The sequence below is a fragment of the Leucobacter chromiireducens subsp. chromiireducens genome, from assembly GCF_016758255.1.
Classification (GTDB): domain Bacteria; phylum Actinomycetota; class Actinomycetes; order Actinomycetales; family Microbacteriaceae; genus Leucobacter; species Leucobacter chromiireducens.
Genome location: NZ_QYAD01000005.1, coordinates 183,021 through 196,673, shown reverse-complemented (window position 1 = coordinate 196,673; position 13,653 = coordinate 183,021). Strand labels below are relative to the sequence as shown.

11 protein-coding genes and 2 pseudogenes are annotated in these 13,653 nt (G+C 68.5%); 2 read left to right on the top strand and 11 right to left on the bottom strand.

The features are described from left to right. Positions 1 to 12: 12 nt before the first annotated feature. Positions 13 to 1,908 carry a vWA domain-containing protein gene (locus tag D3226_RS13650; RefSeq protein WP_202383153.1) on the bottom strand — a complete coding sequence of 632 codons (1,896 nt, stop codon included), beginning with the start codon at positions 1,906 to 1,908 and terminating at the stop codon, positions 13 to 15. A 68-nt stretch (positions 1,909 to 1,976) separates the two neighbouring features. Between D3226_RS13650 and D3226_RS13645 the strand changes: the two genes are divergently transcribed. Beyond that, positions 1,977 to 3,407 (top strand): AAA family ATPase, encoded by a 1,431-nt coding sequence (locus D3226_RS13645; RefSeq protein WP_237462894.1) that lies wholly within the window; start codon positions 1,977 to 1,979, stop codon positions 3,405 to 3,407. Positions 3,408 to 3,447: 40 nt separating this feature from the next. On the opposite strand, the pseudogene D3226_RS13640 reads toward D3226_RS13645, so the two are convergent. Next, a pseudogene (locus tag D3226_RS13640) lies at positions 3,448 to 4,581 on the bottom strand (ABC transporter permease subunit); the annotation flags it as partial. Between the two features lie 172 nt (positions 4,582 to 4,753). On the opposite strand from D3226_RS13640, the gene D3226_RS13635 reads away from it, so the two are divergent. After that, entirely contained in the window at positions 4,754 to 4,924 is a 171-nt protein-coding gene (locus D3226_RS13635; RefSeq protein ID WP_202383151.1) for a hypothetical protein, read from the top strand. Positions 4,925 to 5,056: 132 nt separating this feature from the next. On the opposite strand, the pseudogene D3226_RS15200 reads toward D3226_RS13635, so the two are convergent. The 9 genes and pseudogenes from D3226_RS15200 to D3226_RS13590 all read right to left on the bottom strand — a co-directional run. Next, positions 5,057 to 5,569 (bottom strand): annotated as a pseudogene (locus D3226_RS15200) (ABC transporter ATP-binding protein); the annotation flags it as partial. Positions 5,570 to 5,708: 139 nt separating this feature from the next. Continuing rightward, a complete protein-coding gene (locus D3226_RS13625; protein WP_202383150.1) occupies positions 5,709 to 6,590 on the bottom strand; it encodes a DUF1684 domain-containing protein in 882 nt (293 codons plus the stop codon). Next, positions 6,590 to 8,011, bottom strand: coding sequence for an acyl-CoA thioesterase/bile acid-CoA:amino acid N-acyltransferase family protein (locus D3226_RS13620; RefSeq protein WP_202383149.1), 1,422 nt, complete (start codon positions 8,009 to 8,011; stop codon positions 6,590 to 6,592). Before D3226_RS13620 ends, D3226_RS13625 begins: the two co-directional genes overlap by 1 nt. Further along, positions 8,008 to 9,063: an Ldh family oxidoreductase gene (locus D3226_RS13615; protein ID WP_202383148.1), complete on the bottom strand. Its 1,056-nt coding sequence runs from the start codon at positions 9,061 to 9,063 to the stop codon at positions 8,008 to 8,010. Before D3226_RS13615 ends, D3226_RS13620 begins: the two co-directional genes overlap by 4 nt. Beyond that, positions 9,063 to 9,890 carry an ABC transporter permease gene (locus D3226_RS13610; RefSeq protein ID WP_202383147.1) on the bottom strand — a complete coding sequence of 276 codons (828 nt, stop codon included), beginning with the start codon at positions 9,888 to 9,890 and terminating at the stop codon, positions 9,063 to 9,065. The genes D3226_RS13615 and D3226_RS13610 overlap by 1 nt, the downstream gene beginning before the upstream one ends. After that, positions 9,887 to 10,651, bottom strand: a complete 765-nt coding sequence (locus tag D3226_RS13605) for an ATP-binding cassette domain-containing protein (RefSeq protein WP_202383146.1) — start codon at positions 10,649 to 10,651, stop codon at positions 9,887 to 9,889. The genes D3226_RS13610 and D3226_RS13605 overlap by 4 nt, the downstream gene beginning before the upstream one ends. Continuing rightward, positions 10,648 to 11,691: an ABC transporter substrate-binding protein gene (locus D3226_RS13600; protein ID WP_202383145.1), complete on the bottom strand. Its 1,044-nt coding sequence runs from the start codon at positions 11,689 to 11,691 to the stop codon at positions 10,648 to 10,650. The genes D3226_RS13605 and D3226_RS13600 overlap by 4 nt, the downstream gene beginning before the upstream one ends. 149 nt (positions 11,692 to 11,840) lie before the next feature. Then, complete coding sequence (aroB, locus tag D3226_RS13595; protein ID WP_202383144.1) at positions 11,841 to 12,953, bottom strand: 3-dehydroquinate synthase; 1,113 nt, start codon at positions 12,951 to 12,953, stop codon at positions 11,841 to 11,843. Beyond that, positions 12,950 to 13,483 carry a shikimate kinase gene (locus tag D3226_RS13590; RefSeq protein WP_237462892.1) on the bottom strand — a complete coding sequence of 178 codons (534 nt, stop codon included), beginning with the start codon at positions 13,481 to 13,483 and terminating at the stop codon, positions 12,950 to 12,952. Before D3226_RS13590 ends, aroB begins: the two co-directional genes overlap by 4 nt. Positions 13,484 to 13,653 lie beyond the last annotated feature (170 nt).

The window sequence follows — 13,653 nt, the reverse complement described above, 5'->3', positions numbered from 1 at the left end:
GTCCCCAGGCTACTACCGGCCCGGGTGCGTGAGCTGCTGCGTAACATCCGCGGCAATGATGTCGTGGAGCGCGCCCGCAAGCTGCGTGGGATCATCGACGCGGATACCGTCAGGGGCATAGCGCGCACGCAGGTCGTCCGTGCCGAGTCCACACCCGATCACACGGACGCCCGCCTGCTGCAAGATCCGGAGCTGGCGCGCGGCCGCGAGCGGGTCGTTTGATCCGCCATCGCTGATGAGGAACACGAGGCGCGTTCGGGCGATCCCGTCCGCGTCGCTCACGGGGCGGCCGCCGGCCAGTCCCAGCTCGGCACCGGCCGCCGCAAGCGCCGCGCCGTCGTTCGTGGAGCCCTGCGGGCTGCGGATTGCGGCGTCGAGCTCGCGCCGTACCGCGTCGCTCAACCCGCGTGACAGCGGCTTCACCGTGTGCGCCTCAGCGTCGAACACGACGAGCGCGGTGCGCACGTCGAGCTCGAGACCGGTCCCGGTCGCCCGCTCAGCGAACTCGATATCACGCTCCACCGCGGCGAGCGACTCGAGCAGCACGATCATCGCGTCGGACGCCGCCGCCGCGATGCGCCCCTGCATGGATGCCGATCGATCGATGAGAAACACGTAGTCCGTGCTCCCCGCGCGCCGGGCACGGCGGGGCATCTGCACGCGACTGCGGTATGCGTCTGGCCGGGGAATGCCGGCGCGCGCCTGGGCGAGGGCCGTGGGGAGCGCCTCTCCGGCAAGTTCCTCGCCCTCCGGCCGGGGCCGCCGACTGAGCGTGGGCCGCAGCGCAATGCGCTCGGCGATCACCCGCGCCCAGACCTCCCGCATGCGCTCGATCGCGGCTCCGAGGTCAGCGACCCGTGCGCGATACTCGTGCAGCGCCGTCGCGCCGGCGTAGCCGCCCCCACCGGCGTACTCGCCAGGTTCACGCGGTGCGGCGTCGTCATCCCGGCCGGCCTCTGCCTCGGCGGCGAGAGCCGCTTCCCAGAACGCGCCAGCGCCCGGGAGCGGGGTCTCCAGCATGCGCTCGACGAAGCCCGCCTGCTCAGCCGCGAAGAGATCCGCTCCCTCCGCGCGCTCCTGTCCCTCCCCAGCGCGAGCGCGCTCTTGCTCATCTGCGGCAGCATCGGCGGCGCCCTCGCTCAGCTCAGCATCAGCTCCCGGTGCAGCCTCGTCCTCGGCGCCGGGGGCGCCCGCAAGGCCTTCGACCCCTGGCTCCGGCTTGTCCACGACACCGGCTTCGGAGCCCGAATCCAGGCCCGCCGCTGCGAGATCGGCGGTGAGCAGGCGCTCATACGGCGGGAGCAGCAGCACGAGCGCACGCTCGTACCGCTGCAGGGCGGGCCGTGTGGAGTCCGGCGCCAGCACGAGACTCAGGGCATCACGGCCAGCGCCGCCGGCAGTGGCGAGCTGCGCAAGCTCCGCGGCGACGAGCGCGTCGCTCGGTGCACCCCCGAATCGGAAGCCCATGCCGCGCGCGAGCAGCTGGGTCACCCACTGCACGTGCCGGGGCAGCGTATCGGGGTCCGCAGGCAGACTGCGCGTCAGCGCCGCCGCGAGAGGCACGCGCAGACCCGGCATCGCTTGGAGGAGCTCGCGCGCAGACTGCAGCCGAATCACCGCGTCCAGAAGCGGCGTAAGCTCGGGGCGCTGCGCCACCACAGAGTCGCGGCGCCGAGCGCGAGCCGGTGCGAGTCGTGCAGCCCGGGGGCCCTCCCACAGGTGCAGCAGTGCAAGCGCGACGGCTTCCTCCGCGGAGTGACCACGCACGCTGTACCAACCAAGGCCGACGTGCAGCACGCCATCAGCAATTGACCAGTCATCACCCTCGTGGACTTCGATGGGAAGGCCGAGTACTGCCCCCGCCGCGGCGAGCCGTGCCCGCAGCTCCGCTCCCGCCTCGCTCGTCATGCACTTCACCCTAGCGGGCGGATGCGCGGCGACCCGCCGCTCATCATCCGGGTGGTAGCGTGACGAGCATGCACTCCTTCGATCCCACCGCGGTGCTTGCTGAAGCGCGCGAACTCCAAGCTGAACTGCGCCGCGTGCGCCGTGCGATCGTAGCCGAGGGTGACCCCGAGCGGAGTGCAGAGCATGTCGCGGATCGTGACGCGCTTCGCACCAAGCTGAACGCGCTCGCCGCAGAACCGGAGCACCAAGAGGTGCTCGAAGGCGCACTCACTGCGCGGGCTGCTGCGCTCCGGACCGCGGTGATGGCACGCCGGAGAGAGCTCGCGAGCCGCGCAGCTGGCGCTGAGGCAGACGAGCTCGTTTCCCGGGCCATCGCGCAACACCGTAGCCTCACGTCGCGCGAGCGCACGCGCGTGGCGGCCCTGCGCGCCGACGCCGCAGCCCCCGCATACCCTGCCGGAGCGGACCAGGACGCCATGCTCTCACCGCTCGACGGAGTGCTCGAGGCGCTCGGCACACTCCGCCTGCGCGAAGCACGCGATCAGTTGCGGAATGGTTTGCTCCTCACTGGACAGATGCGCGGGATCATCGCGGAGGCCGCGCCCGCCCTCCTCCGCGGCGATCCCGTGCTGCTCCTGGGTGAAACCGGCGGCGCGAAGACCGCACTCGCCGAGCATCTCGCACGCACTACGACAGGTGCGGAACCCGAGCTCGTATCCGGCTACGGCGACATCTCCTCGGCGCAGGTGATCGGCACCCACGAACTCCGGGCCGAGAACGGCGCGACCGTGAGTGTGTTTACGCCGGGTCCCCTGCTTCGCGCGATGCAGGAGGGGCGAGCGGTGATCCTCGACGAGGTGAACGCGATGCCTGCGGAGTTCCTGAAACGCCTCAACCGGATCCTGCAGTTGCGCCCGGGCGATACGCTTCGCGTGCAGGAGGATGCGGGCCGCGAAGTGCGCATCGCGCCGGGCTTCGCGATCCTCGCGACGGCAAATGAGCAGACTCCCCACCGCTACCGCGGCGTCGACCGGCTGAGCTCCGAGCTCGTCAACCGCTTCGGGGCGAACAGCTATCGCGTGCACTACCCGGACACCGGGGTCCGCTTTGAGGACTTCCCCGTGGAGAACGGCCTGCTCGCGGCGGCCGCGGCCGTCGACTCGGACGGCCTGTTGCCGAGCGAGTGGCGGGCGGACGAGCTCGTGCGCGTGGCGCGCGCCGCCTTCATCAGTCAGCAGGTGTTCTCTGGAGCGGTATCGGACGGCTTCGGAGAATACGTCAGCACCGAGCGCGAGATCGACGGCCGGCCGGGTCTCGAAGAGTCAGTCCTGGCCCCGCGCACACTCGTCGCGATGGTGCAGAAGGTCAGCGCGAGCGCGGGATCCGTGACGCTTGAAGGCGCGCTCACCCGCTTCGTGGAGGGTGTCATGCACCGTGAGGATCGACGCGTCCTCGCGCTCATCTTGGAAGGTCAGGGCTTCAGCCTGGGCACGCGGTAGCGCGCCTAGGGTCGCGTCCAGACGAGCACTGGCGGCGCCGCTACGCTCCAATTCGTATGTCTCGCCGTGCGATGAGCGGCTGTCCCAGGAGCGCGAGTATCGCGGTCCCCACCGCGAGCCAAAGCGGTTGCCACCATCCCCAGCGGTCTTCGCCCGCCGCGCTCAGCAGCGTCGACCCAAAGTAGCTCAACAGCGCGAAGCCGGTGGGGATCCACGTTGCGCGCGCGGTCCGCCCCGTCGCCGCGGCAGAGAACAACGCAAGCGCGGCGAACCACCACCCGAGCAGGATGAGCAACGCGCAGGCGATCACCAGATGGGCACTGCTGATGCCGACACCCGACACCGCTATCCCCACCCAGCACCCCAGCCCGAGCGCCACTCCCACGAGCGCGACATTCACGGCGGCGGCCGCCCCGACGGTCCAGTACGCGCGGGCCCGAGAGAAGGGCTGAGCGAGCAGCAGAGACATGCGGCGGTGCTGCTCCTCGCCGGCGAGGCCCGCGCTCGCCGCAACAACGCCCACCAGGATGACCGCGGCCGGGGCGAGCAGCCCGAAGATTTCCAAATGCAGAAAACCTGCGGGAGTGGCAAGGTCGCCGCCCCCGAAGAGCGCGGCAATCGCTGCGGGAAAAGTCGCGGCAAAGCTGCCCGCTGCTCTCAGGAGCAGGCGGATGCCGGGCGGCGCTTGGAGTCGTGTGAGCACTCCCGTCGCCACGCTCAGGCGCAGTTCGCGTGTCCGGAAGCCGAGCACGCCCGCTCCAGTCAGCGCGATCGCGCCGCCCACGGACAGGGCGATCTGGCCGACGTCCACGCCGTTCACGAGCGGACTCGAGCCATTGCACCAGTGCCAGGGAATCCAATTCGCCGCGCCCGCGTGCCAGAGCGGCAGGAGGCTGGAGCCCAACCAACCGAGCACCATGACGGCCACCGCGGCGCCCGCGGCCGCGGTTTTCCGCCCCGTTGCGGCGCCGATCGCGAGTGCGAGCGCTGCGTGGAAGAGCGCGGCGGCCCCCCAGAGCAGCACTCCGCCGGCGCACACGAGCACGAGGATCGCAGTTGCGCGGGCGAGCACATAGCCCGCGCGAGACACGGGGGCGGCGAGAATCAGCGAGAGCGTGCGGTCCTGTTCCTCGCCAGCGACGGCGTGAGCGCCCAGCGCGATCGCGACGCCGACGAATGCGAGTGACCCAAGGACGCCAGCATCTCGCTGTAGGCCAGGACCGCCGGGGCTGCGTGCGCGGGGATGCCGATGAGCGCGCGCACCGCTTCCGGGAGCTCGGCGTAGATCCCCAGATCGATGCGCGCGTACACCGAAAGGCCGAGTACAAGCATCGCAGCCGTACTCGGTGCGTTACCGCGTTGAGCAACTCGGCGAACTCGCCAACGAGGTTCATCTCCACGCGATCCGGGTGGAGCACCAGATCGCGCACGCCCGGCACCGCGCTGAGATCCGCTTCGGTGAGCACCCCTTCGAAGTCAATCTCGACTCGGCGCATCTGGCGACCGCGCAGCGCTGAGACCGTCTCGACGGCGACGAGGTGGCCCTGCCGGATGATGCCGACTCGGTCGGTCACTCGTTCCACCTCGGCGAGGGTGTGACTCGAGAGGAACACCGTGCGTCCATCCTCGGCGACCTCGCGCATCATTGCCCAAAACTCGTGCTGCACGAGCGGGTCGAGGCCCGCGTTTGGTTCATCGAGGATGACGAGCTCGGGCCGATGCATGAATGCGGCAATGAGGCCGACCTTCTGTCGATTGCCTGTGGAGAGCTCCCCCACCCGCTTGTCGAGATCTGCGCTGAGCCGCTCGGCGAGCTCGGCGGCAAAGGCCCAGGCGGCATCGGTGTCAGCGCCTCGTCGCAGTCGACTGAGAAACTGGAGGGTCTCTCGCCCCGTCATGTCTGGCCTGAGGGCAAGATCAGCGGGAAGATATCCGAGCTTTCCCCGCACGCTCACATCGGGCGGGGGCTGGCCGAGCACGAACGCACGGCCCGCGCTCGGCCGCAGCTCCCCCATGAGCGTGCGAATGAGGGTCGACTTCCCGGCCCCGTTGGGGCCCAGAAAGCCGAACACCTCACCCGCTGATACCTCGAGGTCGATTCCTGAAAGCGCCGGAAACGACCCATACTGCTTCGCCAACCCGGTGGTGAGGATGGGATGCATGTCTCCTCCTGCGGGTGCGCGGCGCCGCGGGGTGGCGAGTGTCACCCGGAAGGAGAGGCGGTGCCTGCCTTCGCCTTGTTCTGAGCGTAAAACTGGCGGGGGGATTGCGCAATCGGTGATCCCCGAATTGTTCTCGGGGCTACGTGGCAGGCGCCTCGTACGTGAGCACGCGGGCCACATCATTGGCTGGCTTCTTCTCGCCGGCGAGCACCTCGAAATCAAGGTGGTTCTGGCGGGGCGGCAACGGGCAGGTCACGAAGTTCGTCACCGCGCAGGGCAGCGCATGCGCGTAGTTGAAGTCGATGAAGTCGATCCGCTCCGCGCCATCGCCGGAGAACTGCAGCTCGACGACGCGGCCAGCGCCGTAGCTCACGGGCCCGCTCGTGCGGTCCCGAATGTGGGCCACCGGCTGCACACCGTGTGCTGAGTCCTTCCCGATGAGCACAACCTCGTAGTCGGTCCCGCCGTGTGAGAACGCGAGCGTGCCAATCTGCGTGGTCGTCTCGCGCACGCCGGTCTCAACGGTCACCGCTTCGATGTCGTTGCGCGCGCTCGGGGTGAACACCGAGGGAATACGCCAAGCAGGGTCGTATTCGAACGCGGTGAGGCCGATCTCTGCGGCAGATACCGAGACGTGCGGATCGCGCACGCGCACGCCGAGGATTCGATCCCCCGCATCGTTCGTCCGCGGCACGGTCTCGACCTCGCGGTCGCCGAAGTAGACGGGCACACTGCCGCCGTGCCCGTACGTCTGGTTTCGGCCCGTCGGGATCTCGACGGGCGCACTCGGGTACTCGCCGTTGACGGAGAGGTTCGGCCCGGACACCGGGGGCGTGTAGAGAACCCGCCCCTCGGACACCGCCCAGGTGCCGGGCAGCCCCTCAAGCACCGCGCCCGCCGTGCCTTCGTGCAGCCAGAACTGCGCCACAAGCGCGGTCCACCCGTATGGGCGAGTCAGCTCGGCGACGCGCGTGTGGCGCCACTCGCGCCATTGGCCAGCAAGATGCTCATTCGTGGGCATCAGATCTCCTTCGTGTTGGGAAAAACTTCGGGGTCCCTCGTGCCGAGTACGGGAGCCGCGGAACTCGCTGCCTCGGGCAGGTGACCCGCGGCAGCCCGCGCGCTTCGGTGCACAAACTCGCACACTCGGGCGAACGAGTCGGCGCTCGCGTGTGCGTTGCCGTGCGGCGTGCCGCCGTTCGAGTACGAGACGCCCGACACCGGATGCCGCCGTGCGATTTCCGTCGCCGGCAGATGCGGGATCGTAATGCCGTGTCCCGCGTCTGCGTAGTCAAGGTGCAGTCGCTCAGCACGATGCCCGCTGTGCGCAAGCGCATCGAGCGCCAGCTGCGACGCGAAGCTCGAGGGCCACGCACGATCATCGAGGCCGGACACACAGAGTACGGGGCCACGGAACTTCTCGATAGGGATCCGGGTCTGCCGTGCAAGCTGCCGATCCCGGAGGCCATCAACGTAGATGTCCGAGGCTCGCGTGGGCGGCACGTCGCCACCCCAGGGGTGCCAGGTGACCCCCGCGTTCTCACGCCAGAGGTGCGGCAGCGGGGCGTCGTTCTCCGTCCAGGTCGGCCCGCTCCAGCCCTCGCTGGGGTCTGCCGCCCCCTGCGCGCCAAAGACAAACGCGCCGGGCACGAACGCCACCGCAGCCAGAATGCGCTCCGGGAAACGGGAGGCGAGCAGCAGGGTGAGCTCGCCGCCGCGGGACTGTCCGCTCACGACCGGGGCGCCGCCGAGCGGAGCGAGCTCGCGGGCGGTGTACGCGAGTGCGCGCTCGAAGTATTCAAGCGGCGTATGCGAGATGTAGTGCGACAGCCCCGGCACACGGAAGTAGCCGAGTGCAAACGCCTGGATCCCTTCCGCCGCGTAGAGTGCGGCTCGCGCCTCGTTGATCCCGCCGCCCGATCCGTTCATCACGATGATCGTGGGAAATGGGCCGGCACCCGTCGGGCGAAACAGCGTACCAACGAGCCCATCCGCGCGCACCTCCGTGCGGGTCACTCCGGGCGCGAGGAGGTGCTGTTCCACCGTGGCCTCAGCGGTCTCGTCCCCGCTTGCAGCGGTGTCGCTGAAGTAGCTGCCGGTCCCCGCAACGAGGCGCGCGGTGAGGCGCGTGAGGATCGGCGCGGTAACGTCCTCGGGCTCCGAACTCCCGCCGTGCGAGGTCTCCCGCGCCTGAGCCCAGAACAAGCCCATCGCGTCGGGCACACGGTAGTCGCCCGATACGGGGGCAGCGGTGTCGAGGTCGACAGTCCCTTGAGCATCCACAAGGAACGTTGCCTCTGCGGCCCAACGCTCGACGCCCCGCACCGTCTCCGCGCGCAGCGAGACCAGCGAGCCCGGGATCGCGCCGGTCACCCGGATCAAGCGACGTGCGGAGAGGAGCCCGCTCTCAGGGCTCACGTGGAGTGCCAGCTGCGCGTTCATCGTGGTGCCTCCCCCGAGGTTCGCGCTGCGTCCGCCGCGGCCCGAAGAGCGGTGAGCGCCAAACTCTCGACCTGAACGCGTGCCGTCGAGTCCAGCGTCAACTCGTTCCCGAGCGCATCGAACCGTGCCGGGAGGTGACCGCCCGCGTGTACCCAGTCCGCCGCGAGACGCGCCGCATCGTCGGCCGCCGCCACGCCACCGGCCCGAGCAGGATCAAACGCGAGGACCATCGCACCCCGTCCCGCCGCCCCGGGTCCGGTCTCGCGGCCACCGACGGCGACGCCTGCGAGCAGCTCAACGAGCAGCCCGCCGAGGGAGCCGACGAGACTCTCGGGGAGAATCGCGAACACGCGTGCGGGGTCGAGCGTCGCGTCGCCCGCCGTGTCAACGGCCACGCCCTCGGGCAGTCGCTCGCCGCGAGCCGTGCGGGCCCGCAGCTCGGCAAGCGTCAGTGGTGCGGTCGCGAAATCGGCGACGAGCGGCGGCGAGTTGCGCCGTGGTGTCGCAATCGCAATCGGGTTTGTACCGATCGCGGGCTGCGAGCTCCCCCAGGGCGCCACGATCGCGGGTGCTTGTGCGGCGACCAGGGCCACTCGCCCCTCCAGAGCAAGGTCTCGTGCCGCAAGCCCGAGCACGCCGAGCGCGCCCACTCGGCGCAAGCCGATCAGGCCGATGCCGTGCGTCGCAGTCGCGGATCCCGCGCGAGAGACCGCGACCGCGAGAGCGAGCGGTCCAGGAACGCCCGCTCCATCGAGACTGAGAATGGCCGTGCCGGGCGCGCTCACCGCGGGCGCAGAATGCACGCCCGCCGCAGGCGCGCCGATGCGCGCGAGATCCTTCACCAGCATGCTGAGACCGAAAGCGCCGAGACCGAGCACTTCAGCCTCGACGAGCCAGCGCGCCGCGCGGTCGAGGTCCGCGGGCGTTGCGCTCGCAGCGGCGGCGTACGGTGCGAAAACGGCGACGAGTTCGGCGCGGAGTTCACCGCAGCTGAGTTCCGTCCGGTTCGTCGCGACCGCGCCCGCCGAGCCAGCGCGCTGCGGGGTCGCCATTAGTACTTCACCCAGGGAACAAGTCGCCGCTCGATGAAGCCCTCGAGTGCGGTGGCCGCATACCCCAAGACCGAAATCGTCACGATGCCGACGTACATTTTCGACACCGCGAACGTGGACCAGGAACTCCAGATGAGGTAACCCAGGCCGCTCTGCGAACCGACGAACTCGGATGCCGCAATAATCACGAACGCGCCTCCCGTGGCGAGCTTGATCCCCGTAAAGATCGAGGGCAGCGCGTACGGGAAGGACACCGTGAACCAGCGCTGCACGGGCGACGCGCCATTCGCCTTCGCAACATCGTTGAAGAGCGGCGGGGTTTGCATCACACCGCTCATCGTGTTGAAGAACAGGTAGAAGAACACGCCAATTGCCACGATGACGTACTTGCTCGTCTCGCCGAGGCCGAAGATCAGCAGCAGGAGCGGGAAGATCGCCACCTTCGGAATGGGTAGGAGGCTTGCGAAGATCGGTTCGAGGAGCTGGCGCAGCGGGCGCACCGAGCCCAGCAAGACGCCGAGCAGCACGCCGGGCACGGCGCCCAGCACGAAACCGATCGCAATTCGCGAGAGCGTCATCGCGGTGTGTTCGAGCAGCACACCGTCGAGCAGCATCGCGACGAACGTCTCGACAATCGAGCTTGGGGCCGGGAAGAAGCGTGCATCGAGCACACCCACGCGGCTGAGCAGCTCCCAGACGAGCAGCAGCATGAGCGGCGTGTAGGGCCCGATTCGTCGAATCCACGGGGAGCCCCGTTCCGCCGCAACTGCGGAGCGCAGCTCCTGTTCAATCTCTGCCGGGATCGCCGGCGTCGTGCGATCGCTCATGCGGCCGACTCCTCCTCAGGGCGCTGCTCGAGCAGCTCCCACAGCTTCACCGTGATCTCGCCATAGCGCGGGTCGCGGCGCAATTCCTTGATGTCGCGCGGGCGCCCGAACGGGATTTCGATCTCATCGATGATGCGGCCAGGTCGGTGCGACATCACCACCACGCGGTCGGCAAGTGTCAGCGCCTCATCGACCGAGTGCGTGATGAAGAGCACCGATTTGGAGGTCTGTTCCCAGATGCGCAGGAGTTCCTGCTGCAGCACGACGCGGGTCTGCTCATCGAGCGCGCCAAACGGCTCATCCATGAGAAGCACATCACCATCATCCGCGAGCGCACGCGCAACCGAGGTGCGCTGACGCATTCCGCCGGAAATCTGCGCCGGATAGTAACTCGCGAAGTCCTGGAGGCCCACGAGTTCGAGGAGCTCCGTCACCCGGGTTCGCCGCTCAGCGCGAGGCACTCCGCGCAGCTTGAGCGGGTACGCGACATTCTCGGCGATCGTGAGCCATGGGAAGATCCCGTGCTCCTGAAACACCACTGACGGTCGGCTCTGGGTCGTCACGCTTCCCGAGCTCGGCTTTTCCAGCCCGGCCGCGACACGCAGAAGTGTGCTCTTCCCGCACCCCGAGGGGCCAAGCACGCACACAAACTCGCGTTCCTTGATCTCGAGGGACACGTCCTGCACCGCGACAAGGAGCTCGTCTCGCGACTCAGCGTTCGGGAACGCCTTCCAGAGGTTCTGGATCGAGATTCCGGTCACTTGGCGGCAGCCTCCTGCGACTGCTTCACAGCTGCAGCGAGAATGTCTGCGCGGAAGATGTCCTTGATCCCTGACTCGCCCGCGAACTCCAGCGTCTTCCGCTCGCGGAAGAACTCTTCCTGCTCAGCAACGTCTGCCCAGTCAATCGCGCCCTCCGGGTCCTGCACCGTGAGGCCAATTTCGGTCAGCGTCTCAACCGGGAGATCAGTGTACTCGGCGATGATCGCCTGGTCGGCGGGATCCTTCCAGCCGCCGTCTTCAAGTTCCTGGACCGCACGGAGGTAGGCCGCGGTGAACGCGGTGACCGCCTCCGGGTACTTGTCGACGTACTCGCTGTTGAACGCGAGCGCACCAAGCTCGACACCGGCCTGGTAACTGACGTCAAGGATCTCGTGGCCGAGGCCCTGCGCCGTGATGGCCGAAGAGATCGGTTCGATCGTCCAGCTCGCGTCGATCGAGCCGTTCGCAAGCGCCGGCGGAATATCACCGGGCGAAAGATTGACGAGCTCGACGTCGTCGAGCGTCAGCCCCGCCGTGTCGAGTGCGCGATACACCGAGTACACCCCGAAGCCACCGGTTCCGGGGACGCCAATCTTCTTCCCCTTGAGCTCGGCGACATCAGTGATGCCCGACTTCTCGGACGCCATCAGTGGCGCAGGGTTCTTCCCCTCGTCGGGCACGCGGGAGACGCTCGCAATCACCGAGATCGATGCGCCCGCCTTCGTCGCGTTGAAGAGACCTGCGCCCCAGGTTGCGCCGCCCGCGACAATGCCGCCCGTGCTGACCTGCTGGTACGTCTCCCCCGAGCTTCCGCTCTTCGAGATCAGCTCGACGTCCACGCCGGCGTCCTCGAAGTAGCCCTTCTCCTCCGCGATGAAGAATGGCGCGTAGTCGGCGTAGGGCGAGTAGAGGAAGGTGATCTTCGGGGCGTCAGCCGGATCTCCGCTTCCCGCGGGGGCGTCGGCTGTGGCGCAGCTCGTCAGCAGTGCAGCTCCGGCAAGGAGGGCGATGCCTCCGGCGATTCGGCGGCGAAGGCTCATGTGTAGGCTCCCGGGTCGAGGCAGGGCGCGGCCCATCGCCGCGCATTCCGCCAATCTATCGGCAGGCACGTGCCGCGCGCGGCACGTTGCGTCACAATTGGTCACACCCGTGATCGAGCCTGGCGAGCGGCCAGAAGGAAGCCTGCGAACTAGTTCGCGATCTCCTGGTAGGCGAACTGCAGCATAGAGTCGTCGACGCCGGCCAGAACACGCGGCTTGCCGATCTCGTCGAGCACGATGAACCGCAGCATCCCGGCGCGCGCCTTCTTGTCTCGCTGCATCGTCGCGAGGAGGCCGGCCCAGCGCCCTGCCGGGTAATTGAGCGGCAGCGTGAGCGAGGAGAGAATACGGCGGTGGCGATCCACCGCTGCGTCCGAGAGTGCACCCGCCATGCGGCCAAGCTCCGCGGCGTACATCATGCCGATGGAGATCGCGACGCCGTGACGCCACTGGTAGCGCTCCGCGTGCTCAATCGCGTGCCCAAGCGTGTGGCCGTAGTTCAAAATCTCGCGCAGCCCACCCTCGCGGAAGTCTTCCGACACCACTCGCGCTTTCACACCGACGGCAAGCTCGATGAGGCGCTGGAACTCCGGGGTCTGCGGATCGGTCGCGCGATCGACGTCAGCCTCAAGGATGTCGAGAATCTCAGGCTCGGCGATGAAGCCGCACTTCGCAACCTCCGCGAAGCCCGCGAGAATCTCATTGCGCGGCAGCGAGTCGACGAGATCGATATCGCAGATGACGCCCGTGGGGGCGGTGAAGGTGCCGACGAGGTTCTTGCCCTCGTTGGTGTTGATGCCCGTCTTGCCGCCAACGGCCGCATCGACCATTCCGAGAACGCTCGTGGGGATCTGCACGAGGCGGACACCCCGCAACCAGGTGCCGGCGACAAAGCCCGCAAGGTCAGTCACGGCCCCGCCGCCGAGGCCGATGATCGCGTCGGTGCGGGTGAAGTCCGACTGGCCGAGGATCTGCCAGCAGAACGCGGCGACCTCAACACGCTTCGCGGACTCGGCATCAGGGACCTCCGCGAGCAGCACGTGCGCGTAACGCTCCTGCAGCGAGTCGCGCAGGTCGCTCGCGATCTTCCCGACCGTGGGAGTGTGGATGATGAGCACCTTCGCCACGCGGTCCCCGAGAGCCTCGGGCACTCGCTCGATGGCACCACGGCCGATCGTGATCGTGTACTCGGATTCACCCGTGACCTGAATCTCCGTGAACGGGCTGGGGGTGCCGTCGGTGGCCTGGTCCTGCGGGGTCATGCTTCACTCCTTGTCGGTGGCGTCTGTTCGCCGGTTCCGGGGATGGGGCCGCGCTTCTTGCCAAAGCTGCGTGCCCACTGCGCGACGCGTCGCGCAAGCTGTTCTTTCGTCGCACGATCGGTGCGGTAGGTCACGTCGGAGACCTCCTCATAGAGCGGCCGGCGCTCCTCGAGGATGCGGCCCCACGCGTTCGGGTCATCGCGCAACAGCGGCCGGCGCGAGAGATTCGCGGTACGGAGCACCGCCTCTTGCGTGGTCATCAGCAGCACAACCGGGAACGAGGCGAGCAACTCACGCGTCCGCTCGGTCAGCACGGCGCCGCCGCCGAGTGCCACGATCCTGCCCCCGCGGTGCGCGAGCTCCTGCGCGATCACATCGGCCTCAATCCGGCGGAACTCGGGCTCGCCGTGGGCCGCGAAGAAATCGGTGATCGCCCCGTGCTGGCGCACGAACACGGCGTCCGTGTCCACGAACGGCACACCGAGTTCGCGCGCAACGCGCTTGCCGAGGCTTGTCTTGCCTGCGGCCATGGGACCAACGAAGACGATTGCACGATCCGGCAGACGCACAGCAGAGCGTCGCCGTCGCCGTCGCCGACTGCGCGAGGCCGCCCGGCTGCGAGGCGCGCCAGCTGACGCACCCGACTCTCCGCTCTCAGGCGGATGCTGCAACTCGGGCGTACTCGGCGGCGCGGGTTTCG